22 protein-coding genes are annotated in these 24,630 nt (G+C 72.2%); 6 read left to right on the top strand and 16 right to left on the bottom strand.

Annotated elements, in window-relative coordinates; genetic code table 11:
• Positions 1-15 precede the first annotated feature (15 nt).
• Positions 16-570, top strand: a complete 555-nt coding sequence (locus ACIQNG_RS03720) for a PPA1309 family protein (RefSeq protein WP_401482457.1) — start codon at positions 16-18, stop codon at positions 568-570.
• A gap of 173 nt (positions 571-743) precedes the next feature.
• On the opposite strand, the gene ACIQNG_RS03715 is transcribed toward ACIQNG_RS03720, so the two are convergent.
• From ACIQNG_RS03715 to ACIQNG_RS03700, 4 genes are all read right to left on the bottom strand, one after another.
• Entirely contained in the window at positions 744-1,841 is a 1,098-nt protein-coding gene (locus ACIQNG_RS03715; protein ID WP_401429933.1) for a PDZ domain-containing protein, read from the bottom strand.
• A 68-nt stretch (positions 1,842-1,909) separates the two neighbouring features.
• Positions 1,910-2,074, bottom strand: a complete 165-nt coding sequence (locus tag ACIQNG_RS03710; RefSeq protein ID WP_401482456.1) for a hypothetical protein — start codon at positions 2,072-2,074, stop codon at positions 1,910-1,912.
• 274 nt (positions 2,075-2,348) lie between these two features.
• On the bottom strand, positions 2,349-2,810 hold the full coding sequence (locus ACIQNG_RS03705; RefSeq protein WP_401429929.1) for a molybdenum cofactor biosynthesis protein MoaE: 462 nt from the start codon (positions 2,808-2,810) through the stop codon (positions 2,349-2,351).
• Between the two features lie 81 nt (positions 2,811-2,891).
• Entirely contained in the window at positions 2,892-4,103 is a 1,212-nt protein-coding gene (locus ACIQNG_RS03700; protein WP_401482455.1) for an SDR family oxidoreductase, read from the bottom strand.
• 192 nt (positions 4,104-4,295) lie between these two features.
• Here ACIQNG_RS03700 and ACIQNG_RS03695 point away from each other — a divergent pair, with 192 nt between their 5' ends.
• Both ACIQNG_RS03695 and ACIQNG_RS03690 read left to right on the top strand, forming a co-directional pair.
• A complete protein-coding gene (locus ACIQNG_RS03695) occupies positions 4,296-5,798 on the top strand; it encodes a zinc-dependent metalloprotease (RefSeq protein WP_401482454.1) in 1,503 nt (500 codons plus the stop codon).
• Positions 5,795-6,334, top strand: coding sequence for an NUDIX hydrolase (locus tag ACIQNG_RS03690; RefSeq protein WP_401482453.1), 540 nt, complete (start codon positions 5,795-5,797; stop codon positions 6,332-6,334). Before ACIQNG_RS03695 ends, ACIQNG_RS03690 begins: the two co-directional genes overlap by 4 nt.
• Before the next feature lie 174 nt (positions 6,335-6,508).
• Here the strand turns inward: ACIQNG_RS03690 and ACIQNG_RS03685 are convergent, their stop codons facing one another.
• The 4 genes from ACIQNG_RS03685 to ACIQNG_RS03670 form a co-directional block, all read right to left on the bottom strand.
• The gene (locus tag ACIQNG_RS03685) at positions 6,509-7,261 is read right to left on the bottom strand and encodes an AIM24 family protein (RefSeq protein ID WP_401429921.1); all 753 of its coding nucleotides are present in this window, start codon (positions 7,259-7,261) and stop codon (positions 6,509-6,511) included.
• Between the two features lie 27 nt (positions 7,262-7,288).
• Positions 7,289-7,966 carry an AIM24 family protein gene (locus ACIQNG_RS03680; protein WP_401429919.1) on the bottom strand — a complete coding sequence of 226 codons (678 nt, stop codon included), beginning with the start codon at positions 7,964-7,966 and terminating at the stop codon, positions 7,289-7,291.
• Positions 7,967-7,973: 7 nt separating this feature from the next.
• On the bottom strand, positions 7,974-9,773 hold the full coding sequence (locus tag ACIQNG_RS03675; RefSeq protein ID WP_401482452.1) for a TerD family protein: 1,800 nt from the start codon (positions 9,771-9,773) through the stop codon (positions 7,974-7,976).
• A gap of 117 nt (positions 9,774-9,890) precedes the next feature.
• Positions 9,891-10,487, bottom strand: a complete 597-nt coding sequence (locus tag ACIQNG_RS03670) for a M48 family metallopeptidase (RefSeq protein ID WP_401429915.1) — start codon at positions 10,485-10,487, stop codon at positions 9,891-9,893.
• A gap of 344 nt (positions 10,488-10,831) precedes the next feature.
• On the opposite strand from ACIQNG_RS03670, the gene ACIQNG_RS03665 reads away from it, so the two are divergent.
• Together ACIQNG_RS03665 and ACIQNG_RS03660 are read left to right on the top strand one after the other, a co-directional pair.
• The gene (locus ACIQNG_RS03665; RefSeq protein ID WP_401482451.1) at positions 10,832-12,130 is read left to right on the top strand and encodes a TOMM precursor leader peptide-binding protein; all 1,299 of its coding nucleotides are present in this window, start codon (positions 10,832-10,834) and stop codon (positions 12,128-12,130) included.
• Complete coding sequence (locus ACIQNG_RS03660; protein WP_401482450.1) at positions 12,123-13,580, top strand: ABC1 kinase family protein; 1,458 nt, start codon at positions 12,123-12,125, stop codon at positions 13,578-13,580. Before ACIQNG_RS03665 ends, ACIQNG_RS03660 begins: the two co-directional genes overlap by 8 nt.
• On the opposite strand, the gene ACIQNG_RS03655 is transcribed toward ACIQNG_RS03660, so the two are convergent.
• From ACIQNG_RS03655 to ACIQNG_RS03635, 5 genes are all read right to left on the bottom strand, one after another.
• Positions 13,540-13,749 carry a hypothetical protein gene (locus tag ACIQNG_RS03655; protein WP_401429909.1) on the bottom strand — a complete coding sequence of 70 codons (210 nt, stop codon included), beginning with the start codon at positions 13,747-13,749 and terminating at the stop codon, positions 13,540-13,542. The two genes, ACIQNG_RS03660 and ACIQNG_RS03655, sit on opposite strands and share 41 nt — an antisense overlap.
• 207 nt (positions 13,750-13,956) lie before the next feature.
• Positions 13,957-14,280, bottom strand: coding sequence for a hypothetical protein (locus tag ACIQNG_RS03650; protein ID WP_401429907.1), 324 nt, complete (start codon positions 14,278-14,280; stop codon positions 13,957-13,959).
• Positions 14,277-14,645 (bottom strand): WhiB family transcriptional regulator, encoded by a 369-nt coding sequence (locus ACIQNG_RS03645; RefSeq protein WP_401429905.1) that lies wholly within the window; start codon positions 14,643-14,645, stop codon positions 14,277-14,279. Before ACIQNG_RS03645 ends, ACIQNG_RS03650 begins: the two co-directional genes overlap by 4 nt.
• A gap of 175 nt (positions 14,646-14,820) precedes the next feature.
• The gene (locus ACIQNG_RS03640) at positions 14,821-15,147 is read right to left on the bottom strand and encodes a hypothetical protein (protein WP_401429903.1); all 327 of its coding nucleotides are present in this window, start codon (positions 15,145-15,147) and stop codon (positions 14,821-14,823) included.
• A 142-nt stretch (positions 15,148-15,289) separates the two neighbouring features.
• Positions 15,290-17,506 carry an ATP-dependent DNA helicase UvrD2 gene (locus ACIQNG_RS03635; RefSeq protein ID WP_401482449.1) on the bottom strand — a complete coding sequence of 739 codons (2,217 nt, stop codon included), beginning with the start codon at positions 17,504-17,506 and terminating at the stop codon, positions 15,290-15,292.
• Between the two features lie 352 nt (positions 17,507-17,858).
• Between ACIQNG_RS03635 and ACIQNG_RS03630 the strand changes: the two genes are divergently transcribed.
• Entirely contained in the window at positions 17,859-18,116 is a 258-nt protein-coding gene (locus ACIQNG_RS03630; protein ID WP_401429899.1) for a mycoredoxin, read from the top strand.
• A gap of 108 nt (positions 18,117-18,224) precedes the next feature.
• Here the strand turns inward: ACIQNG_RS03630 and nudC are convergent, their stop codons facing one another.
• The 3 genes from nudC to ACIQNG_RS03615 form a co-directional block, all read right to left on the bottom strand.
• Positions 18,225-19,169, bottom strand: coding sequence for an NAD(+) diphosphatase (gene nudC, locus ACIQNG_RS03625; protein WP_401429897.1), 945 nt, complete (start codon positions 19,167-19,169; stop codon positions 18,225-18,227).
• Between the two features lie 372 nt (positions 19,170-19,541).
• Positions 19,542-20,945 carry a dipeptidase gene (locus ACIQNG_RS03620; RefSeq protein ID WP_401482448.1) on the bottom strand — a complete coding sequence of 468 codons (1,404 nt, stop codon included), beginning with the start codon at positions 20,943-20,945 and terminating at the stop codon, positions 19,542-19,544.
• A gap of 10 nt (positions 20,946-20,955) precedes the next feature.
• Positions 20,956-24,570 (bottom strand): UvrD-helicase domain-containing protein, encoded by a 3,615-nt coding sequence (locus tag ACIQNG_RS03615; protein ID WP_401482447.1) that lies wholly within the window; start codon positions 24,568-24,570, stop codon positions 20,956-20,958.
• Positions 24,571-24,630 lie beyond the last annotated feature (60 nt).

The raw sequence follows: 24,630 nt of genomic DNA, 5'->3' as shown, positions 1-24,630 counted from the left end.
GGCAGGATTGTGACCATGTCCAACACCCCGTCCAACACCCCCATGGCGGCGAGCCCGCTCACCCGGGCCGTACTGGAGATCGACGAGTACGTCTCCGGCCTCGGCTGGGACCAGCCCGCCCGCCTCTTCGCTCTGGTCGACACCGCTCGGCTGCGCACCCAGGAACCCTCCCTCGCCACCCAGCTCGGCCTCGACGACACTTCCGACGCCACCGGTCTCACCCCCATCGAGCAGGACGACATGGCAACGGACAAGGCGCTCGACGAGTTCCTCGCCACCATCGCCTGGCCCGACGCGGTGGCCGGATGCGCGCTGTCCGTGGAGCGGCTGATGCTGCCGCCGTCGGCGGAGGCGCAGGTCCCGCAGGATCTGGACGAGGCGGGGCTGGCGAAGTGGGTGGCCGAACACCCCAAGCGCCAGGAGGTCCGGATGACGGTCGCGGTCCTGCGCGACGGGGCCCGCGAGTCCGCCCTGCGGCTGCGCGAGAAGGACACCCCGACCGAGGTGCTGACCGGGTCGGATCTGGTGCCGGGGCTGGCGGAGGCCCTGACGGCGACGTTCGCGGACTGAGCGGGTCCGGTCGGGGGCGGGGTCGGGATCGCGACGGGGGGCTGAGGGCCCGGACGGCCCGGGACCAAGGGCCGGGAACCGGGCGGCCCGCTATCGGGCCCGGGGCCCAGGGGCCGGGCGGTCGGCTGCCGGGGCTGAGGTCCGGGATCCTGCGGTCCGGTGCGGGCCCGGCGTCAGCCCTTGGTCGCGCAGGTCGGCAGGGACGCCGTGTCGCCGTCGCGGATGTCCTTGAGGGCGCCGAGCGCGTCGTCCATGGTGCCCACCTTGACGAGCGTGAGGCCCTCGGGGGCGTCCTTGGCGGCGGCCTCGCAGTTGTCGGCGGGCGTCAGGAAGTACCGGGCGCCCTTGTCGCGGGCGCCGACCGTCTTCATCTCGACGCCGCCGATCGGACCGACCTTGCCCTCGTCGTCGATCGTCCCGGTCCCGGCGACGAAGCTGCCGCCGGTGAGGCTGCCCGGGGTGAGCTTGTCGTAGATGCCCAGCGCGAACATCAGCCCGGCGCTCGGGCCGCCGACGTCGGCGAGCTTGATGTCGATGGTGAACGGGAAGGTGTGGTCGGTCCCGGCGGAGATGCCGACGACCGCCCGCCGCTTCCCGGCGTCCTCCGAGGCGGCTGTGGTGATCGTCACCTTCTCCGTCCGGGTCGGCTCCCGGTTCTCCTTCTCGGCGGCGGCCTGCTCCTTGGCGGGCACGATGGTGAAGGTGACGTCCTCGCCGGGCTTGTGCCGGGTCACCAGCTCGGCGACATCGGCCGGCTCCTTGACCTCCGTACCGTCCACGGCCTTGATCACATCGCCGGCGTGCAGCGCGCCCTCGGCCGGGGAGTCCTTGACGACGGTGGCGACGACCACCCAGGACCGCACGTCGATGTCCAGGGCCTTGAGCGCGGAGACCTTGGCGCTCTCCTGGGACTGGCTGAACTCCTCGGCGTTCTCCTGGGTCGACTGCTCCTCGGTCTTGCCGTCCGGGTAGAGGGTGTCGTGCGGCACGACCTTGTTGTCGTGGGCCAGCCAGCCGTAGACCGCCTCGACCATGTTCATCCGGTAGTCGGCGCTGGTGACCCGGACCGTGGTCATGTTGAGGTGGCCGTCCGTGGGGTACGTCTTGCGGCCGGAGATGTGCAGTACCGGTTCTCCGTCGTGGTCCCCGAGCGTGTTCACCGTCGGGCCCGGGGACATCTCCGAGTACGGGACCTTGATGAGCACGCCGGCGCAGAGCAGCGCGATCAGCATCAGGGTGGACGCGAGCATCGTCACGGTACGGCGTGGCATGCATCGACAGTACGGGACAGTTCTGTCGGCGCACCGTCAGGGCGTCCGTCGGGGGACGGGGCCCGTGATCACGGGCCGGTGTGGGTCTTCTCCATCGCCTCGCGGAAGCGGGCGTAGCCGTCCAGCTCGGGGCCGTCGCTTCTGGCCTTGCGGGTGCGATGGGCCCAACTGCCCCACAGACCCGCGCCGATACCGGCCATCAGCGGAATCAGCAACCAGGCGAGCGCCGCCATGCCGGACCTCCCAACCCCAGATGAGCATCCCCAACTGACTGATCAGCAGATTAACCATCCGCACTGACAACGCTCACGGCAGGGGTGCGGTTACGCAAGCGGAGGGAGTGCAAGGGAGTCGCCCTCATGGCGGGAGGGCGGGGCGGCGGGGCCGGCGGGGCACGGGGTGGCAGGGGGGCAGCAGGGGCAGGGCGGCAGGGGCAGGGCGGCAGGGGCGGCGGGTTCGGCGTGGCGCGGGGGCACGGGCGGGGCGGCATGGCGGCGGGGGCGCCGGTCAGCAGGAGCCGACCCACTCCTCGGTGCCGTCGGAGAACGTCTGGTGCTTCCAGATGGGCACCTCGTGCTTGAGGGTGTCGATCAGCATGCGGCACGCCTCGAACGCCTCGGCCCGGTGCGGACACGCCACGGCGACGACGACGGCTATGTCACCGACCCCCAGCTCACCGACGCGGTGCACGGCCGCCAGCGCGCGTACCGGGTATTCGGCGGCGACCTTCTCGGCGACCCGGCGCATCTCGGCCTCGGCCGAGGGATGGCAGGAGTAGCCGAGCCCGTCGACGTCGGCGCCCCCGTCGTGGTTGCGCACGGTCCCCACGAACAGCGCGATGCCACCGGCGGCGGCCTCACCTACGGCGGTGTACACCTCGTCGACGGAGAGCGGCGTGTCCCGGACCCCGATGAGCTTGACGGGCTCGTCGGCGGCCCGTTCCCCGGGGTGATCATGCGTAACAGCCATACCGCCATCGTGCCCGATGACTCCCGCATTCCGGAATACCGATTTCACTGACCGCTGTGGAGTGCTCGCGGACGGCATCGGTCAGAGGCGGCGCCGCGCCTTGCGCGCCCGGCGCACCACCGCCGCCGCGCCCAGCAGCGCCACCGTCGCCCCCGCGGCCCCCGCCGCCGTCGCGTCCTTGCGGCCCAGCCTGCGCCCCGCCACGGTGTGCCGCCCGGCGACCTCCTCCAGCAGCTCGGCCAGCACCTCCTCGTTGGTCCACTGCGGACGCCACCCGGCGTCGTGCAGCCGGCTGCCGCTGACGACCCACGGATACATCGTGTACGCCAGGTCACCGGCCGGGGACGGGGTCAGGCCGATCCGGTGCAGGCGGGCCGCCGCGCCCAGCGCGACCGCCGACGGCAGCTCCATGCGCCGGATCCCGCTCAGCTCCTCGACCTCCTCCTGCTCCAGCCACCCGTCGCACCCGACGACCAGCTCCCCCTCCACCTTCTCCAGGACCGCGTACTCCAGGGCGCCGCACAGATCCTCGACATGGCAGAACTGCCACGCGGGCCGCGAACCGGCCACCACAAGAAGCCGAGGGGACTCGAAATACCTGGTCAGCGCGGTGTCGGTACCGCCGACCAGCACGGCGGGCCGTACCACCGTGACATTCAGCCCCGGGTGCGCCCGGGGCGCGCGCCGTGCGAGCCGCTCGATCTCCAGCAGGTCGCCCACGCCGGTCGCCTCCGCCGTGGCCCGCAGTTCGGCGTCCTCCGACAGCGGAAGCTCGTTGTCGGGCAGCGCCCCGTAGACCATCGCCGAGGTGCACAGCACCACCCGGTGCACCCCGGCCGCCGCGGCGGCGGTCAGCACGGTCTGGGTGCCGCGGACGTTGTACGCCGTACGGGCCGCCGCGTCGGTCTCCAGGTCCAGGTCGAGCGCGAGATGCACCACGACGTCCGCGCCCCGCAGCTTGTCCGCGATCGCCGGGTCCCGTACATCGAGGATGTGCCACTGCGCCTCGGCGCTCTCGCCGCGCCGCTCGTCCAGGGCGATGACCTGCTTGACCTCCGGTGACTCGACGAGCCGCTCGACGAGCAGGGCGCCCACCCCGGTCGCCGCGCCGGTGACCGCGACGACGGGCCCCCGCGAGGGTGAGGCCGACGCGGAGGCCGGAGTCGGAGTCGGAGTCGGGGCCGGGGCAGGGGCAGGGGTCGAGGCCGGGGTCGGAGGCGGGGTCGGGGTCGGTGGTGACGGAGAGGTTGAATGGTTTCGCGGTGCGCGAACCTGTGGATCTGGGGAACTCACCGGGCGTCTCCAGCGGTTGTCTACTTACGTAGCGCGAGTGACGCGTACGTACCAGGTGACATCCATCCTGCCGCAGCGCTGCCGTGGGCGAAGCACCGAGGCCCCATCGGCCCGGGGTGTCTAGGCTGGGTGGTGTTGTCGGGCAGTCGTGCCGCCGGAAAGAAACGGTGGCCTTAACAGCCGAGGAATCCCGTGAGTGACACCCCATTCGGATTCGGCCTTCCGCCGGAGGAGCCGGAGGACGGCGACGAGGGCAAGAAGAAGGACCAGCAGAGCGGTGGTGGTCAGGGACCGGCCAACCCGCTCGGTTTCGGGTTGCCCGGAGCCGGCGGCCCCGGTGCGGACAATCCGCTCGCCGCCATGTTCGGATCACTGAACCCCACCGACCTGGGCGCCGCGTTCCAGCAGCTGGGGCAGATGCTCTCCTACGAGGGCGGCCCGGTGAACTGGGACATGGCCAAGCAGATCGCCCGGCAGACGGTGTCCCAGGGCACCTCTGACGGCGTCAAGGACTCCAGCGTCGGACCGGCCGAGCGCACCGCCGTCCAGGAGGCCGTCCGGCTGGCCGACCTGTGGCTCGACGACGCGACCTCGCTGCCGTCCGGCGCGAACATCGCCGTGGCGTGGAGCCGCGCGGAGTGGGTCGAGGCGACCCTGCCCGCGTGGAAGGAGCTGGTCGATCCGGTCGCCGAGCGGGTGGGCGGCGCCATGGGCGACATCCTCCCCGAGGAGATGCAGGCCATGGCCGGCCCGCTGATCGGGATGATGCGCTCGATGGGCGGCGCCATGTTCGGCACGCAGATCGGGCAGGCCGTGGGTGTGCTCGCGGGCGAGGTCGTCGGCTCGACCGACATCGGCCTGCCCCTGGGCCCGTCCGGCAAGGCCGCGCTGCTGCCGCTGAACATCGAGACGTTCGGCAAGGACCTCGGTGTGCCCAAGGACGAGGTGCGGCTGTATCTCGCCCTGCGCGAGGCCGCCCACCAGCGTCTTTTCTCACATGTGCCGTGGCTGCGCTCGCACCTGTTCGGCGCGGTCGAGGGCTACGCGCGCGGGATCAAGGTCGACACCGCGAAGCTGGAGGACGTGGTCGGCCAGTTCGACCCGCAGAACCCCGAGGAGCTGCAGCAGGCACTCCAGCAGGGCATGTTCCAGCCGCAGGACACGCCCGAGCAGAAGGCGGCCCTGGCCCGTCTGGAGACGGCCCTGGCGCTCGTGGAGGGCTGGGTCGACGCGGTGGTGCACGCCGCCGCCAAGCCGCGGCTGTCGTCCGCGGACGCGCTGCGCGAGACCCTGCGTCGCCGCCGGGCCACAGGCGGTCCGGCCGAGCAGACCTTCGCCACGCTGATCGGCCTGGAGCTGCGCCCGCGTCGGCTGCGTGACGCCTCCCGGCTGTGGGCGTCCCTGGCGGACGCCCGCGGGGTGGACGGCCGTGACGCTCTGTGGAGCCACCCGGACATGCTGCCGACCGCCTCCGACCTGGACGATCCGGACGGCTTCGTGCACCGCGAGCACCTCGACTTCTCCGAGCTGGACAAGATGCTCGGCGAGGCGGCCGGCGGAGCCTCGGGTTCCGGCGCCGGGCCCGATCTGAAGAAGGACGGCACCGACCAGGCCGAGCCGAAGCAGGATCAGCCGAAGAAGGATCAGCCGAAGAAGGACGACGGCACCGACACCAAGGGCGACGGAGCCGAATGAGCCTGTACGACGACGCGGTCCTCGTGCTCAAGGGCTACGAGGGCCGCGGCGAGGGCCAGGACGAGCTGCGCCAGTCGTACCTGGACCACCTCGCCGCCCACCCGGACGGCCTGTGGAAGTCCTGCCACGCCGGACATGTCACGGCGAGCGCGCTGGTGATCGACCCGGCACGCGGCCAGGTGCTGCTCACCCTGCACCGCAAGCTGCGGATGTGGCTCCAGATGGGCGGCCACTGCGAGCCCGGCGACAGCACCCTGCGGGGAGCGGCCCTGCGCGAGGCCACGGAGGAGTCGGGCATCACGGGCCTGACCCCGGTCCCGGGCGGCCCGGTGCGCCTGGACCGCCATCCCATCCCCGCGCCCTGCCACTGGCACTACGACGTCCAGTACGCGGTTTTGCCGCCCCCGGACGCCCGGCACGCGGTGAGCGAGGAGTCGCTGGACGTGCGCTGGTTCCCGTACGCCGAGGTCGCGGACGTGGCGGACGACTCCGTCGTACGACTGCTGGACGCGACACGGGCGCGGCTCGGCGAGTGAGCCGGGCCGGTCGGCCTCCCCGCAGGGCCGGTCGGCCTCCCCGCGGGCTCTGACAGGGCGACGCCCGCCGGGCGAGGGACGACGGGTAAGGGGCGGGGGCTGAGGGACGACGGGTAAGGGGCGACCTCTATAGAGATCGCCCCTTACTCGTGGGGGTGCGTGTGGCCCGCCGGGTCAGTTGCGGCTGCCCCCGAGCGAGTTTCCGCTCAGGCCGCCCGAGCCCATGCCGAACTGGCCGAGCACTCCGGAGGTGCGCACGTGCTGCGGCGGCAGCAGTTCGCTGGGCTGCACCAGGACATGCCCGGTGCCGGAGAAGTGCATCTCCCAGCCCTCTCCCGTCGAACCGCGGCGGCGCCAGACGGCCGAGGTGGAGGTGGGCGCCTGGAGCTGGGTGCGCAGGGACGTGGACCAGGCGATGACCGCGTCCGAGTCGCAGCAGATGTTCCGCTCGGGCGTGACCTCCAGGACCAGCGGTTCACCGGAGGTCATCAGGACGACCTGCCCGGTACCGGACAGCTCCAGGTTGTAGGCGCCCGCCGAGGCGATCTCGACCGCGCTGTCCACGGCGACGATGCCGACATCGAGCGAGCCGTCGAAGGCGAGGACCGAGGAGGAGTCCACGGTGATGCCGCGGCCGACCTCCATGATGTGCAGGTACTGCGCGAAATTGGCGAGGTAGACGATCCCGTTGCCCTTGCAGCGCATGAGGTCGAGCTGCTCGTCGGTCAGCCGCTCGATGTTGCGCCAGCTCCGGTCGCGGTACTGGCTCTTGAACTCGACCTGTCCCTCGAAGGCGACCATGGCGCCCTGCCGGGCCAGCGCCGGGCCGCTCCCGAGCGAGACGTCGGCCTTGAGCAGCTGCGGGTTCTGCAGCGTGTAGCGCGTGCTGTGCTCGACCGGGATGTGCGCGAAGAGTGTGCTGTGCATGTGTCCTGGTGTTCCTCTCAGCCCCGGTCAGCCACGGATCTTGAAACGGTCGCCGGTGTCCTCGCTGGGCTGGACGACCACGAAGCCCTGCCCCTTGAACCCGATCTGGAACGCCTCGCCGCTGCCCCGGCCGATCAGCGCGCTCGCCTTCATGGTCCGGCGGGCCTTCATGTCGAGGCCGTCGGTCCAGGCGATCAGCGCGTCCGGGTCGACGTAGGTCTCGCGCTCGGCGCAGTCCAGGGAGATCGGCATCCCGCGCGTGACCAGGGCGACCCAGCCGGTGCCGCGGATGACGAGGTTGGTCAGGCCGGAGCCGGAGAGCTTGGCGAGGCCCTTGACCGGCTCGATGGTGAGCCCGAGCGAGGCGTCGCAGGCCAGCAGGGTGGGGCCGTTGACGGAGATGGCCTCGTTGTCGAGATGGACCACGAGCACCTCGCCGCCGTAGTCCGCGAGGTACAGCTCGCCGTCGCCGCGGCAGAGCATCAGCTTGCCGCCCTCGCCGGTGACCATCTCCTCGGCGGTGCGACGGAGGGTGCCGGGGGCCCCGTCGAACTGCACATAGCCGTCGTACGCGATCATCGATCCGGCCTTGGCGTACAGATCCTGGCCGGTGACCATGGTCACCTTGAGCGTCTTGGAGTTGTGCACGCCCATCCGGACGCCGGTCGGCGCGGGACGCTGCGCGTGGAGTGACTGGAGGTCCATGGCTGCCTCACACCTCGAAGGGCTGGACGACGACGAAGTTGCCGGGCGCTCCCCGGAACTGGAGGTTGACCGCCTCCGAGGTCTGCCGGGCGTAGCCGGAGCGGCGCAGCCTGAGCGAGGTCGTGGTGACCGCCTGCGCGCCCGCGGACCAGGCGATGACGGCGTTGCCGTCCACATAGGTGGCCGGTCCCACGGGCAGGACGACGGGTACGCCGCGGGTCTTGACGACGACCGCGCCGGTGCCGGAGAAGAGCATGCTGAACAGACCGCCGCCGGGCAGGCCCGCGCCCTCGATCCGGCGGATCTCGGTGTCCAGGGCCTCGTCGAAGGCGAGCACTCCGCGCGCGCTGGTGTAGATCTGCTCGCCCTGGAGCCGGATCACGAAGAGCCGGCTGGCCTCGTCCGCGAGGAACACCTCGCCGTCGCCGGAGCAGCGCATCAGGGCCATGCCCTGGCCGGTGAGCTGTCCGGTCAGTTTGCCGAGCAGTCCGGAGCCCTTGTGGGCGAAGTCGATGTCGCCCTGGTAGGCGACCATGCTGCCCTGTTTGGCGAGGATGTTGGCGCCCTTGGTGAGGGTCGCGCGCACCAGCTCGGGGTTCTGCTCGGTCCAGCGGTCACCGACGGGCGCCTCCGCGTACCGCGACAGGACGTTGCGCAGCCCGGCCTCCGGCGGCACCGGCGCGAGCTGGACACCGCCGCCGAAGGGCTGGGCCTGACCGGGGAACGCCGGAGCGCCGGGCGGGGGCGTGAACGGCCCGCCCACGGGGGCGCCCGGGGGCGTGAAGGGGCCTCCGGCGGGGGCGCCGGTACCGGGCGCGGGGGTGAAGGGGCCTCCGGCCGGGGCGCCGGTACCGGGCGCGGGCGTGAAGGGGCCTCCGGCCGGGGCGCCCGTACCGCCGGGGGGCGTGAAGGGACCGCCGTGCGGGGCCTGTGGGGCCTGCGGGGCTTGTGGGGCCTGCGGGGCCGTGGCGGGCGGCGGAACCGTACCGGCGGGTGGGGTGGTGAGGGGCGCTACGACCGTCTGCGCGGCGTGCACGTCCGGCGTGGCCCCGGGCGGCGTCGCTGCGGGCGGCGGGGCGAAGCCCTGCGCGGGCGCCGGAGCGGGCGGCGGGGTGGGGGCCGGTGCCGGGGCGGGAGCAGGCGGAGGTGTCGGGGCCGGTGCCGAGGGGGCGCCGAACGCGGGCGGCGGCGCGGCGGCCTGGGCGGGCGGCGCGAAACCGGGCGCGGCGAAACCGGGGGCCGGGTCGGTCTGCGGGGCGGGCTCCTCGGGCGCCTCCTCCTCCATCACCTCGCCGCCGAAGTTCTTCAGCAGCGCGTCCAGCCCACCGTCGAATCCCTGGCCGACGGCCGCGAACCGCCAGACGTCCTTCAGATAGAAGTCGCCCAGCATCACGGCCCGTTCGGTGGAGAACTCGGAGCCGTCGAAGGAGTACCGGGCCACTTCCTCGCCGCCCGCGACGATACGCAGATATCCGGGCGCGACCTGCGACATCTGTCCGTCGCCGTCGAGCGTCGCCGTGAACGACAACTTCTGGATCTGCGGCGGGATCCGGTCGAGGGTGACCCGGAAGGACTCCGTGTCACCGGCCTGTTCGCCCAGGAGCTGCAAGGACTCCTCGGGGGACTTCGGCTGGTTGAAGAAAATGAAGTAACGGTCGTCGGAGAGCCGTTCGTCGGAGTCGAGTCCGAAACAACTGATGTCGAAGCTCAGCCCGGGGCCCGATATCTGCACACCTACGTACAGATCCGTCCCCGCGGTGAGGTCACTGATCCTGGCCTTGTGGCCGCGCTGGAATTCCCTGGCCATGCGTTACGACCGTCCCCCATCCCGAATGCGAGTGCGTCGCGTCAGGCTAACGGCAATCCCGGACAACGGTTGAAGTCGGTACAGACCCGGTACAGAGCGGTCGGCCCACGACCTCGCTCATTCCTCCCGCGCGCCCGGCAGATGGGGCAGCCGCTCCGCCGCCACCACGCCCTCCAGATAACCGCGCGCCCGCTCGGTACGCGGATACGCCTCCAGCAGCCGCCAGAACCGCGGGCCGTGACCCGGCACCAGAAGATGGGCGAGTTCATGGACGAGGACGTAGTCCACGACGTACTCGGGCATCCCCTGCAACCGGTGGGAGAGCCTGATGCTGCCGTCGGACGGGGTGCACGAGCCCCAGCGGGTGTTCTGGTTGGTGACCCAGCGCACGGACGCGGGGCGGGCCCGGCCGTCGAAGTACTGCTCGGACAGCCGCTCGGCGCGCTCGGTCAGTTCGGCGTCGCCCAGCATCCGCTTGCTCTCCTGGGCGGCGAGCTTGTCCAGCATGACGCCGACCCAGCGTTGCTCCTCGGCCTCGGACATCCGGGCAGGGATGAGGACGACGGTGCGATCGCCTTCGCGGTACGCCGAGACCGTCCGTCGTCGGCGGGTGCTTCTGCGCACCTCGATCGCGCTCGCCCCCGGGCCGCTCGGCGGCTGGCTGGACGTACGGCGCTGTGGTGTTCCGGCGCGGTGGAGTGGATCGGCGGACACGCCCCGACGTTACCCGCTGCACATGAGTGAAGTCTTGACTCGGGAACCGTTCCGTTTCCGATCGCCCACCAAGCGTCTGATTTGTACGACGAACACCCGGTGCCTGTGGACAACTTTCCGCCCCGCTGCGCGTGGCCGGGCATCCTGAGGCAGGTCGGAGGAGCGCGGACCGGCGAGGGGGTTCTCCGCGCCTCCCGTGGGTTTCCGCAGGTCTCGCGGGTTCCCGTGGTCTCCCGCGGGTTCCCGTGGGTCTCCACGGTGGCCGCGGGGTCCCGTGGGTTCCACGGTTCCACCGGCGAACGGAATGTTCCACGGCACTTCTGGGACCACGGGGGGGACCTGTCATGCATCCGATGGTGAAGCCGGCGCTGCGGCGCGGCTGGCGCGATCTCAACACCGTTCAGTTCGGGCTGGCTCCGGCGCACGCGATGACGCTGGGCCCGGTGGACCCGGCGACGGCCCATTTCCTGGACCTGATCAACGGCACGCGCGGACTGCCGCTGCTGCGCGAGGAGGCCCGCCGCATGCGGCTCCCGGACGGCCACGCGGACGCGGTGGTCGACCGACTGGCCCGGTCCGGGCTGCTGGACGACGCGCGCGGGGGTGGTCCGCGGGCCGACGCCCTGCGCGCGAAACAGGAGGTGCTCGACCGGCTGCGCCCCGATCTCGCGTCGCTGTCGGTGACCACCTCCGAGCCGGGTGACGCCCTCGCCCGGCTGGCGGCCCGCCGGGCGATGCGGGTCCGGGTGCTGGGCGCGGGCCGGGTCGGCGCGGTGGTGGCCTCGCTGCTGTCCGGGGCGGGCGTCGGCGAGGTGGACGTACGCGACATCGGCACCGTCGAGCCGTGGGACGTGGCGCCGGGCGGTCTGCCCGCCGAGTCGGTGGGCGAGCACCGGGCGGAGTCGGCGCGCCGTGCGGCGTTGCGCGCCGCGCCCGACCGGCCCCCGCGCCGCTCCCCCGGCCCGGCCGGGCCGGACGGTGACCCCGGGCTGTCCCTGGTGGTCCTCGCCCCGAGGGACGACGTCGCCGTCCACGCGCCCGCCGCGGAATCCGTCCGCGCCTTCCTCGCCTCCGGTACGCCGCATCTGTACGCCGGTGTGGTGGAGGCGACGGGGGTGGTGGGCCCGCTGGTGCTGCCGGGGGTGACCGGCTGCGCGGGCTGTCTCCACGAGTCCCGTACCGACCGCGACCCGACCTGGCCCCGGCTGGTCGCCCAGTGGCGCTCGGGGCGGCAGCGCCGGGTGGGCGCCTGCGATCTGACGCTGGCCATGACGGTCGCGGGCCTGGCCGCGGCGCACGCGCTGGCCTTCCTCGACGGACGGACGCCGTCGGGCGCGGGCGTCCGCTGGGAGGTGTCGCTGCCGGTCCTCCAGTGGCACGCCCGGCCGGTCCTGCCGCACCCCTCGTGCCCGTGCGGCGCCGCGGAGAAGGCGGCGGAAGGAGAGGCGGTGGAACCGGCCGGCGAGAGGGCCGGGAGGACCGCTGCGGAGACCCATGAGAGGACGACGCGGAAAGGTGAGACGGAACACCCCTCTGAGAAGGGCGCACCGCACGCGACAATGGCAGGGCAACGGTCGTCGACGAAGTCGTTCCGTACGCCAGGCACGGCGCGGCCGTCCGGCACTTGGAGGGCGCATGTCTGATCTTCCCCGCAAGGCGGTCACCCGGACCGCCAAGCTCGCCGCGCTCCCGCTCGGATTCGCCGGACGGGCCACGTGGGGCCTGGGCAAGCGGATCGTGGGCGAGTCGGCCGAACTGGTCGGCCGCGAGCTTCAGCAGCGCACCGCGGACCAGCTCTTCAAGGTGCTCGGTGAGCTGAAGGGCGGTGCGATGAAGTTCGGACAGGCGCTGTCCGTCTTCGAGTCCGCCCTCCCCGAGGAGATCGCGGGACCGTACCGGGCGGCACTGACCAAGCTCCAGGAGGCGGCACCCCCGATGCCGACCCGCACGGTGCACGCCGTGCTCAGCGAGCGGCTCGGGGAGGACTGGCGTGAGCTGTTCCTGGAGTTCGAGGACAAACCGTCGGCGGCGGCGTCGATCGGCCAGGTGCACCGGGGGGTGTGGCACGACGGGCGAGAAGTCGCGGTCAAGGTCCAGTACCCCGGGGCCGGCGAGGCCCTGCTGTCCGACCTGACCCAATTGAGCCGTTTCTCCCGTCTGCTGGGGCCGCTCATCCCGGGGATGGACATCAAGCCGCTGCTCGCGGAGTTGCGCGACCGGGTCGCCGAGGAGTTGGACTACGCCCTGGAGGCCGAGGCGCAGCGGGCGCACGCCGAGGAGTTCGCGGACGACCCGGACGTCCTCGTCCCGGACGTGGTCCACCAGTGCGAGCAGGTGCTGGTCACGGAGTGGATCGACGGGATCCCGCTGTCGGAGGTCATCGCGGACGGCACGGAGGAGCAGCGCGACCGCGCCGGTCAGCTTCTGGCCCGCTTCCTGTTCTCCGGCCCCGCCCGTACGGGCCTGCTGCACGCCGATCCGCACCCCGGCAACTTCCGGCTGCTGCCCGTCACCCCGGACGGCGAGAGTGACGAGGGTGACGAGGGTGACGACGGCGGGGACGGTGTGAGCCGCTGGCGGCTCGGTGTCCTGGACTTCGGCACGGTCGACCGGCTGCCCGGCGGGCTGCCCGCCCCCATCGGCCACAGCCTGCGGCTGACCCTGGACGACGAGGCCGAGGCGGTCTACGAGTTGCTGTGCTCCGAGGGCTTCGTCAAGGAGTCGATAGAGCTGGACCCGGAGGCCGTCCTGGACTATCTGCTGCCGATTATCGAACCGGCCCGTGTGGCGGATTTCACTTTCACCCGCGGCTGGATGCGCAGCCAGGCGGCCCGGATCGCCGATGTCCGCTCCCCCGCCTACCAGCTCGGCAAGCAGCTCAATCTGCCGCCCGCCTATCTGCTGATACACCGTGTGACCCTCAGCACCATCGGCGTGCTCTGCCAACTGAACGCGACCGTACGGCTGCGGGAGGAACTGGAGGAGTGGCTCCCGGGCTTCGTCCTGGACGAGGACGAGGACGAGGGTGAGGGTGAGGGCGAGGGTGTTCTCCCTACCACCAGGCCGAGTCGAGCCGCCCCTCGATCGCTCTGAGGTGCTCCCGTGAGCAGGCGTCGCAGAAGTACCGACGGGCACCGTTCTCCACGGAGCAGGTCCACAACGCCGCCGGCCCCTCGGCGGGGCTGCCGCAGCGGGCGCACACGAGAGTCGGGGACGGCCCGGCCGAGCCGCCGTCGTCACTGCCTCCGGTCCTACGCGTCATCAGCTGACGATACCCCCGCCATCGGGAGATAACGGGGCACAACGCACCGCGGGGGTCGGTCCGTTCGGACGGACCGACCCCCGCGGGAAGCCTTCGCCTCCCGGTCAGGGAGGCCACCGCTTCAGGTGAGTACGGATCACTGATCAGTGGTCCACTGGCCAGTGGTCACTGGTCACTGGTCACTGGTCACTGGTCAGTAGTCAGTCGTCACTGCATGACGGCGATGGCCAGCGCTCGGCGGGCACGCATCGAGGCGCGCTCGGCCCGGCGCTGCATCCTGCGGGCAGCCACCAGGCTCGCGGCCCGGCGCTGTTGCTCCGCTTCACGCAGCTGGTCGTGCATTCGGGCACGAGCCAGTGCTTCTGGGATGAGTTGCATCTCGCGGGTCCTGTTCTGGCGCGAGTCGTTCGCGCCGGTGGTGGTGACGTCTTCGGTCGCTGAGCCGGTGGGCTCGTTGGCGGACGGTTTCATCGGGGCCTGTTTCCTGGGGTCGAGCGTGAGGGGGCGATCGATCGTTCCTGCGGCGTTCATGCTGTGACCGGGTTCTTGCGCGGACGGCCACGCGGACGCTTGCGGGCGACCACGACACCCTGGACGAACAGCTCGCCGCCCCAGACGCCCCACGGCTCACGCCGCTCCTTGGCACCGGCGAGGCACGCCTCCATCAGCGGGCAGGTGCGGCAGAGGGACTTGGCGTACTCGACGTCCGCCGGGGACTCCGCGAAGAAGACTTCCGGGTCGTAGGAACGGCAGGGGACGGGCACGCCGAGGTTCTCGATGGCGTCGTCGAGCGCGGTCAGCGCGGTGAGCGGGGTCAAGGTGGAGTCCTTCGTGAGACCGGGCGGGGGCATCGTTTGGGAAGGCGGTACGGACGGGGCGTGCGCTTCGAGTTGCACGGTTCGTCTTCCTCGTCTGGTCGGTCCGGCCGGGTGGGCCGGGGTCGGCTTGGTACCGGGTTCAGTGCTGGTCCCGAGGTCCCTTCGGTCCGTTCTCCCCGTTCGGGGAAAACAGAAGGGCCGCGGATCCCGGGTGGGGTTCCGCGGCCCTGGAAGGCGCCGGCCTGATCGCCGATCAGGCTGGATCACTCCAGGGTTCTGGCCCACGGAAGGCCCACATCTGGTGGTGCTGCGTCGTCTGCTTCCGGAATCCGGCACCGGGCGCCGCAAAGGCATAGGCGCGTGCCTGTGCCATCACTGCCGCTTCCGGTGCCTTGGTCGGTCGCTCATTGCCCTCGCGAACCGGGAGGCCCACGACGGACAGGGAGGACGCCAGACGCACGACAGGGGCGCCGGACAGACCGGTGCCCGGGTTCGAGACGCCGAGCATGCACAGGGAGACGGTCGAGCGATCGGTCATTTCGACCGTGCGGCTGCTGAAGCTGGTGTTAATGGTGATCACTGGACTCGCCTCCTCTCGGCGTATCGGGGGCTGGGGTGAACCAACCCGTCGGATATGCAAGTAGAACACGGGATCAGGGCCTTCGAGAAGGCCGCTGTTCGCGTGTGTAAGAACCTATGGGCATGGTCGGGCCTTGCGCAAACTATTTTCTCGACGAGTTCTCATCGGCTTCGTCGGGCGCCTCCACGGGGTCGCGGCCTGCGCAGATGGCCAGCACATCCGCTCCGTAGCGGCGGAGCTTGCGCAGGCCGACGCCGGAGATCCGGGCCAGCTCGCCCTCGTCCTCCGGACCGGATTCCGCGATCGCGATCATCGTCTTGTCGGTGAACACACAGAACGCCGGCTGTCCGCTGCGGGCGGCGATGTCCGCGCGCCACTCGCGCAGCCGCTCGTAGAGCCCCTCGTCCATGTCGGAGGGGCACTCCTCGCAGCGCATCAGCTTCATCTCACCGGCCTCGATGAGGGTGCGCCCGCAGACGCGGCAGCGGGCCGGGGTGCGCCGGCCGCGTCGGGGGACCGTACCGGCCGGGCCCCGGCTGCCGCGCTCCACACCGCCCGGGCCGCCCGCTCCCGCGCGGGCGGTGGCCGCCGAGGAGCCGGGGCGCAGTCCGTCCAGGAAGCGGCTGGCGCGGCGGCTGGGCCGTCCGCCGGGCGAGCGGGACAGCGCCCAGGAGACATGGAGCCGCTCGCGCGCGCGGGTGACCCCTACATAGAGGAGGCGGCGCTCCTCCTCGATCTGCTCGTCGGTCTTGGCGTAGGTGATCGGCATCATGCCCTCGGCGACTCCGACCAGGAAGACGGCGTCCCACTCCAGGCCCTTCGCCGAGTGCAGGGAGGCGAGGGTGACGCCCTGCACGGTCGGGGCGTGCTGGGCACTCGCCCGCTCGTCCAGCTCGGCGACCAGGTCGCCCAGGGTGGCGTCGGCTCTGGCGGCGGCGAAGGCCTGGGCGAGGTGCACCAGCGCGGCCAGGGACTCCCAGCGCTCTCTGACCGCGCCGGAACCGGCGGGGGGCTGTGCGCTCCAGCCTTCGCCGGAGAGGACGGCACGGACCTGGGAGGGCAGGTCGACGACTTCGTCCAGCAGGGCGTCGTTGCCCCCGAAGCGGGCGGCGGCGCGCAGCGCGATCCCGGCCTTGCGCACCTCGGGCCGGTCGAAGAAGCGTTCGGCGCCGCGCAGCTGGTACGGGATCCCGGCGTCGGCGAGTGCCTGCTCATAGGTCTCGGACTGGGCGTTGGCACGGAACAGGATGGCGATCTCACCGGCCGGGACCCCGGAGTCGAGCAGGGCGCGGATGCGGTGGGCGGCGCCCTCGGCCTCGGCGGGTTCGTCGGTGTACTCGGTGTGGACGGGCTCGGGTCCGGCGGGGCGCTGGGAGATCAGTTCCAGCCGGTGGTCGGCGGCCCGGCCAGCGGCCTGGGCGAGCAGTCCGTTGGCGAGCCGGACGACCTGGGGTGTGGAGCGGTAGTCGCGCACCAGCTTGACCACGGTGGCGCGGGGATGGCGGACGCGGAAGTCGAGCAGATGGTCCGCGGTTGCTCCGGTGAACGAGTAGATCGTCTGGCTGGCGTCGCCGACGACGCACAGGTCGTCGCGTTCGCCGAGCCACAGTTCGAGGAGGCGCTGCTGGAGCGGGCTGACGTCCTGGTACTCGTCCACCACGAAGTGCTGGTACTGGGAGCGGACCTGTTCGGCGATGTCGTGGCGGTCCTGGAGGATGCCGACCGTGAGCAGCAGCACGTCCTCGAAGTCGATGACCGCGCGGGCGCGCTTGAGATCCTCGTAGGCCGCGTACACCTGTGCGATCTCGGCCGCGGCGCGGGGGGTGTCGCGGCCCGCCTTCGCGGCTGCGAGCGGATAGTCGGCGGGCACGGTCTGGGTGACCTTGGACCACTCGATCTCTGCCGTGACCTCCCGCAGCTCACTGCGGTCGAGGCGGATCCGGCAGGCGGCGGCGGCGTCCACGACGAGTTGGATCTTGCGGTCGGCGATCCGGGGCATGCCGCCACCGACGGCTTTCGGCCAGAAGTACTGGAGCTGACGCAGGGCGGCCGAGTGGAACGTACGGGCCTGGACGCCCTGGGCGCCGAGCTGGCGCAGCCGGCCGCGCATCTCTCCGGCGGCGCGGTTGGTGAAGGTGACGGCGAGCACGCTGGAGGGCTGGAGGATGCCCGAGCGCACCCCGTAGGCGATGCGGTGGGTGATGGCCCGGGTCTTGCCCGTACCGGCCCCGGCCAGGACGCACACCGGACCGCGCAGGGTGGTGGCCACCTCGCGCTGCTCGGGGTCGAGCCCGTCGAGCACCGCGTCGGCCGTGTCCGGTACCCGCGGGAAGAGGGGTGAGTGCGTTGCTGCTGTCACACCGCCATGCTGCCAGGTCGGCGGAGACGGGTGAGCCGGTTGTCCACAGGCGAGCCGTCGCAGTCGTACTAATGAGTCGCCTGAGCCGCCGGAGCCGCTGGAGCCGCCTGAGTCATCTGAGTCATCTGAGTCGTCTGCACCGATGAGTCGTCTGAGTCGTTCGCGCCGATGAGTCGCCTGAGTCGTCGCAGTGGTACCCGGGCCGTGTGCCCTGACGCCGTGCGCCGGGCCGGACAGCGGACTCCCCCGGCGGGAATCGTGACGGGGTCGCGTACGTTGCACCGACGCGGGCGATCGTCTTCGGACGGGCGCTCTCATCCGTCCCCGGGACCGCCGAAGGAGCGCGAGACACATGTCGGGCACTGTCACGATGTACAGCACCACGTGGTGCGGCTACTGCCGCCGGCTGAAGAGCCAGATGGACCGCGAGGGCATCGCGTACAACGAGATCAACATCGAGCACGACCCGGAGTCCGCCGCCTTCGTGGAGAAGATCAACAACGGCAACCAGACCGTGCCGACCCTGCGTGTGCAGCCCGCCTCCGGCGCCGACGAGGTCGTCATGACCAACCCGAGCCTGGCCCAGGTCAAGCAGGCCCTGGCGGCCTGACGCCGGTATCGGCACCGCGGCCCCCTCCCGTACGCACCGGAGGGGGCTGCCGTCTGTCCGGGCGGGGCCGGGAAGGCCCGGGAGGGGCGACGCGGGAGTGGCGGGCCGTCAGGCCGCCGTGCGGGTCGGCATGGGCTTGCCGTACCACAGCTCGATCAGCCGGGCCGCGATGGAGATGCCGTACGGCGGCAGCACCTCGCCCGACGCGAAGGCCGCGCTCAGCTCGTCGCGGGAGAACCAGCGGGCCTCGCCGATCTCGTCGCCGTCCACGTCGATCTCGGTGGAGGTGGCGCGCGCCAGGAAGCCCAGCATCAGGCTGGACGGGAACGGCCAGGGCTGGCTCGCGATGTACTCGACCTGGCCGACGGTGATCCCGACCTCCTCGAAGACCTCGCGGCGCACGGACTGCTCGACGGACTCGCCGGGCTCGACGAAACCGGCGAGCGTGGAGAAGCGGCCCTCGGGCCAGTGCACCTGGCGGCCGAGCAGGATGCGGTCCTCCTCGTCGGTGACCGCCATGATCACGGCGGGGTCGGTACGCGGGTAGTGCTCGGCTCCGCAGGCGGGGCAGCGGCGGATGTGTCCGGCGGCGGCGATCACCGTGCGCTCACCGCAGCGGGAGCAGAAGCGGTGGGTGCGCTGCCAGTTCTCCAGACCGACCGCGTGCACCATGAGTCCGGCGTCACGCGGGGAGAGCAGCAGCCCGGCCTCGCGCAGCCCGGCGGGGCGGGCGGACTGGTCGATCCGGCCGGGCAGGGTGTCCTTCTGGAGGGCGAAATAGCTCACACCGTCACCGTCGATGCCCAGGAAGTAGCGGTGCGCCTCGGTGAGCGGGGCCTCGAAGGACGGGGTCATGACGAGTTCGGTGTGGCCCTCGGGCGTCTCGTCGATGAGGACCTGGCCGCCGGAGACCACGAAACAGCGGGTCGTGGGGTGACTCCACGCCGCCGCGAGCCACGCCTCGTCGAGCCGGTGGTGCGCGGCGCGGTCGATGCCGCTGGGGGCGGTGAGCGAGACAGGTCGGTCGGCGGTGTGGTCGGTCCAGGTGGTCACGAGTGCTTCCAACTCCCCCAGGGCAACGGTTCGTTTCGGCGGGCGGTTCGACGGGGCGTGGGCGGCAGGTGCGAGGGGGTCCTTGCCCGCCGGGGCCCGGCCGGGCGGGGCGGTGTCTCCAGTGTGCCCCGCGCGGGCGGTCCCTTCGGACGACGGTCCCTCGGACGGCTGTCCCGGTGGGACCCCTCCGGATGGGACGGACGGGACCGGACAGGACCGCGGTGTGGGCCGGTCAGGGCGGGTTCCGGGCCGATCGACGGGCTTGTCACGGGGCTTGTCACGGGGTTTGTCAGGAGGCTTGTCACGGGGCTTGCCAGGGGGCTTGTACGGGGCCTGTCGGGAGGTTGGTCACGGAGCCTGTCGGGAGGTTTGTCAGGGGGCATGGCTCCAGTGCTCGGCGAGATCGCCCCACAGGTACGCCGTGGCCTCGACCCCCTTGAGGAGCAGGTCCAGCTCCACCTTCTCGTCGGGGGCGTGCCAGCCGTCGGAGGGGACGGAGATGCCGAGGAACAGCACCGGGGCGCCCAGCACCTCCTGGAGGTCGGCGGCCGGGCCGGAACCGCCCTCGCGCGTGTAACGCACGGGTCGGTCGAAGGCGCGGCTCATGGCGCGGACCACGGAGCGCAGGGCCGGGTGATCGAGCGGGGTCAGACAGGGGCGGGTGGCGGCGCCGAAGTCGATCTCGTGCCGGATGCCGGCGGGGAGCCGCTCGGCCGTCCAGGCGCGGACGGCCTTCTCGATCCGGTCGGGGTCCTGGCCGGCCACCAGCCGGAAGGACAGCTTCACCATGGCTTCGGAGGGGATGATCGTCTTGCTGCCGGGGCCCTGATAGCCCCCCGCGATGCCGTTGACCTCGGCGGTGGGGCGGGCCCAGACCCGCTCCAGGGTGGTGTGCCCGGCCTCACCGTGGGCGGCATACGACTTGGCCGTGCTCAGCCAGCGCTCCTCGTCGAAGGGCAGCTCGGCGAAGAGCGCCCGCTCGCGCTCGGTCAGCTCCACGATGCCGTCGTAGAAGCCGGGGATCGCCACACGCTCGTGCTCGTCGTGCAGGGCGGCCACCAGGCGGGCGGCGGCCGTCGCCGGATTGGGCACGGCGCCGCCGAACGAACCGGAGTGGATGTCCTGGTCCGGCCCGTACAGCCGGATCTCGCACTCGGCGAGGCCGCGCATGCCGGTGCACACCGTCGGGGTGTCGGCGGACCACATGCCCGTGTCGGAGACGATCACCGCGTCCGCCGCGAGCCGCTCGGCCCGCTCCTCCACCAGCGCCCGGAAGTGCGGCGAGCCGGACTCCTCCTCGCCCTCGATCAGCAGCTTGAGATGGACCGCCGGGGCCGTACGGCCGGTCGCGGCGAGGTGGGCGCGCACGCCGAGGGTGTGGAAGAACACCTGGCCCTTGTCGTCGGCCGCCCCGCGCGCGTAGAGCCGGTTCTCGCGGACGACGGGCTCGAAGGGGTCGCTGTGCCAGCCGTCCTCGCGGGCGGCGGGCTGCACGTCGTGGTGGCCGTAGACGAGGACCGTGGGCGCGTCGGGGTGGTCGCTGGGCCACTCCGCGTAGACGGCGGGGGCGCCCGGGGTGGGCCAGACCTCGGCGACCGGGAAGCCGGTCTCGGTGAGCTTGGCGGCGAGCCAGTCGGCGCTGCGCCGGACGTCCGCCGCGTGGTCGGGCTGGGCGGACACCGACGGGATGCGCAGCCATTCGCACAGGCCGTCCAGGAAGGCTTCGCGACGGCACTCGATGTACGCGCGGACTCCGTCGTCCGAGGGGTGGCTCATGGTCACGAGCCTATCGGCCCACAGTGACAATCCGATCGTGCGGTTCGTCACCGGGCGGCCCGTCCCCGGGTTCCTCCAGCAGCAGCCGCTCCAGCGCGGACCGGTCGGGCAGTGCGTCGTGGTGGACGACCTCCCCGCTGCGGACGTACACGAAGGTCGCCGTCACCGACTCCAGCGGCACCCGCTGCTGCTCGGCCCACGCCAGCCGGTACAGGGCGAGCTGGAGCGGATCGGCGTCCCGGCCGTGACCGGTCTTCCAGTCGACGATCTCGTACGTCTCTCCGGCCCCGTCCCTGCCGCTTCCCTTGCTCCTGTCCGCGTCGCTCGTTCTGTAGACGGCGTCGATGCGGCCCCGGACCACGCGCCCGGCGATGCCGAGCTGGAAGGCGGCCTCCACGCGGTAGGGCGTGCGGTGGGCGTACTCGGTGCGCTCGAACGCCTCCTTCAGGGCCTCCAGGTCACGCTCGTCGGCGATCTCGGCCTCGCTGCCGGGCAGGTCGTCCGGGTCGAGCATGGGCAGGGTCAGTTCCTCGAAACGGGCCTCGACCCAGGCGTGGAAGCGGGTGCCCCGTCGGGCCGCGGGCTGCGGTGGACGCGGCATCGGCCGGGCCAGCTCGCGCGCGAAGCCGTCGGGGTCGGCGGCGAGCCGCACCAGCTGCGAGGCGGTGAGCGACGCGGGCAGGGGAACGTCCGTGACCGCCTCCCGCGCGCGGAGCAGCTCACCGGTGAGCGCGTCCAGGTCGCGGTCCCAGGAGTCGACGACGCGGGCTTCCTCGGGGGTGAGCGGGTCGGGTCCGGGGAGCGGGACGGTCGCCGGGGGGCGGGGAGCCGGTGCCTGGTGGGGGATGGTCGGGCGGTCGGTGTCCCAGTCGTCCCAGCCGGTGGGGTCGAGAGCCTCGCCCTCGTACGGCGACTCGTGCCCGTCCCCGAAAGGGTTCTCCTCGCCGTCGGGTACGGCGGGCCGGTCCGGGTCGCCGTAAGTCTCCGGGACCGGCCAGTCCGGATCGTCGTACGGCTCCGGGGCGGGCCAGTCCGGGTCGGGGTACGGCTCCGGGACCGGCCAGTCCGGGTCGGGGTACGGCTCCGGGGCGGGTCCGTCCGCTTCGGGTGGGGTGCCGGGGCCGGCGGCGGGGTCCGCGGCCCGCTCCAGGTGGGCCAGGACCGTCGCGGCGGCGGCGCGGCGGCGGGCGAGGGCGGTGGCGTCCAGAGGCAGCGGCCAGATCTGGTCGGCGGTCTGCTGGTGGAGCGCGGGGTTCTCCGCGTCCTCCTCGGGTTCGTCGGCCCAGACCTCGATCTCGCCGTGTCCGGCGACGCAGTGGTCATACAGGGCGGTGAGGAAGTCGGAGGGGCCGCGGCGCTTCTTCTGGGTGGGGCCCCACCAGTGGCCGGAGCCGAGGAGGAGGGAGCGGGGGCGGGTGAAGGTGACATAGCCGAGGCGCAGTTCCTCGGTGTGCTGGTGGTCCTTCATCGCCTCGTGGAACGCCTTCATCCCGCGCGCGTCCCATGTCTCGATGTCGGGGAGCGTGGCGCTGTCGCCGCGCAGTCCGTGCGGGAGCACCTTGGCCTGGGCTGTCCACTTCTCGCGGCCCTGGCCGCTGGGGAAGGTGCCGCTGACCAGGCCGGGGACGACGACGACATCCCACTCCAGGCCCTTGGACTTGTGGGCGGTGAGCACCTTGACGGTGTTCTCGCCGCCGGGCAGGGCGTTGTCCAGCCCCTTCTCGTACTGGGCGGCGGTGCGCAGGAAGCCCAGGAAGGCGAGCAGGGTGGCCTCCCCGTCACCGGCGGCGAAGGACGCGGCGACGTCCAGGAAGTTGGACAGGGTCTCGCGGCGGCGGGCGGCCAGCGCGTGCGGGGACGCGGAGAGCTCGACCTCCAGACCGGTGACCGCGAGGACCCGGTGCAGGACGTCCATGAGCGGGTCGGCGAGGGAGCGGCGCAGGTCGCGCAGTTCGGTCGCGAGGTGGGCGAAGCGCACGCGCGCGTCGCCGGAGAACGGCAGCGCGTCGTCCTCCCCGCCGCCCTCCAGGAAGGTGTCGAGGGCGTCGGCGAGGGAGATCACCTCGGCCGGGTCGACGCCTTCCACGGCCTCGGCGAGCCTGCGGTCGGCGTCGCCGTCGTCCGTGACGCGCGCGTGGGCGACGAGCAGCCGGGCGCGGCGTCCCAGAAGGGCGAGGTCGCGCGCGCCGATGCGCCAGCGCGGTCCGGTCAGCAGCCGGACGAGGGAGGCGTTGGCGCCGGGGTCCTGGAGGACCTCGCAGACGGCGACGAGGTCGGCGACCTCGGGCAGGTGCAGCAGCCCCGCCAGGCCGACGACCTCGACGGGGATGTCCCGGGCGACGAGCGCGCCCTGGATCTGGGCGAAGTCCGTCGCCGTGCGGCACAGTACGGCGATCTCTCCTGGTGCCGTGCCGGTGCGCACGAGGTGGGCGACGGAGTCGGCGAGCCAGTCCATCTCCTCGGCGTGGGTGGGCAGCAGGGCGCAGCGGACCAGTCCGTCGCGCTCGGCGCCGGGGGCGGGGCGCAGAGCCTCCACGCCCGCGTGCATGGCGCGCAGCGGCTCGGCGAGGCCGTTGGCGAGGTCGAGGAGGCGTCCGCCGCTGCGGCGGTTCTCGCTGAGCGCCTGGCGGGTGGCGGTGCTGCCGTCGGCGCGGGAGAAGTGCTCGGGGAAGTCGTCGAGGTTGGCGACGGAGGCGCCGCGCCATCCGTAGATCGCCTGGCAGGGGTCGCCCACGGCGGTGACCGGGTGGCCGGTGCCGCCGCCGAACAGCCCGGCCAACAAGACGCGCTGGGCGACCGAGGTGTCCTGGTACTCGTCCAGGAGCACCACGCGGAACTCCTCGCGCAGCACCCGGCCGACCTCGGGGAGCTGGGCGAGCCGGGCGGCGAGGGCGATCTGGTCGCCGAAGTCGAGGAGATCGCGCTCGCGCTTGGCGGTGCGGTAGCGCAGGACCAGCTCGGCGAGTTCGCGACGGGCGGCGGCCGTGTCGGGCACCTTGCGCAGATCGGCGTTGGTGAGCGTGGCGTCGTGCAGGGAGAGCAGCAGTTCGGCGTCCCACGCGCGCAGGCTCTCCGGCCGTACGAGGTGCTCGGCCAGCTCGGAGTCGAGCGTGAGGAGGTCGCTGACGAGGTCGGGGAAGGAACGGGTCAGCGCCGGGTAGAGGCCGGGGGCCTCGCGCAGTACGCGCGCGGCGAGCTGGAACCGCGTGGCGTCGGCGAGCAGCCGGGAGGTCGGCTCCAGGCCGATGCGCAGTCCGTGGTCGGTCAGCAGCCGGCCCGCGAAGGCGTGGTACGTCGAGATCACCGGCTCGCCGGGCGGGTTGTCCGGGTCGATGACGTCGGGGTCGGTCACGCCCGCTTTCACCAGGGCCTTGCGGACCCGCTCGGCCAGTTCACCGGCCGCCTTGTTGGTGAACGTGAGGCCGAGCACCTGCTCGGGGGCGACCTGGCCGGTGCCGACCAGCCACAGCACCCGGGCGGCCATCACGGTCGTCTTGCCGGAGCCCGCCCCGGCCACGATCACCTGCGGGGCAGGCGGCGCGATGATGCAGGCCGTCTGCTCCGGGGTGAACGGAATCCCGAGGATCTCCTTGAGCTGCTCGGGATCGGTGATACGAGCGGGCATGTCGAAAAGGCTATCGGCGCCCACTGACAACGCGGTCCCGGCCGTCACCCGGACCGGAGC

Source organism: Streptomyces sp. NPDC091377 (assembly GCF_044757045.1).
Taxonomy (GTDB): domain Bacteria; phylum Actinomycetota; class Actinomycetes; order Streptomycetales; family Streptomycetaceae; genus Streptomyces.
Note: the sequence above shows the minus strand (reverse complement) of the source record. Positions and strands in the feature narration are given on the sequence as shown.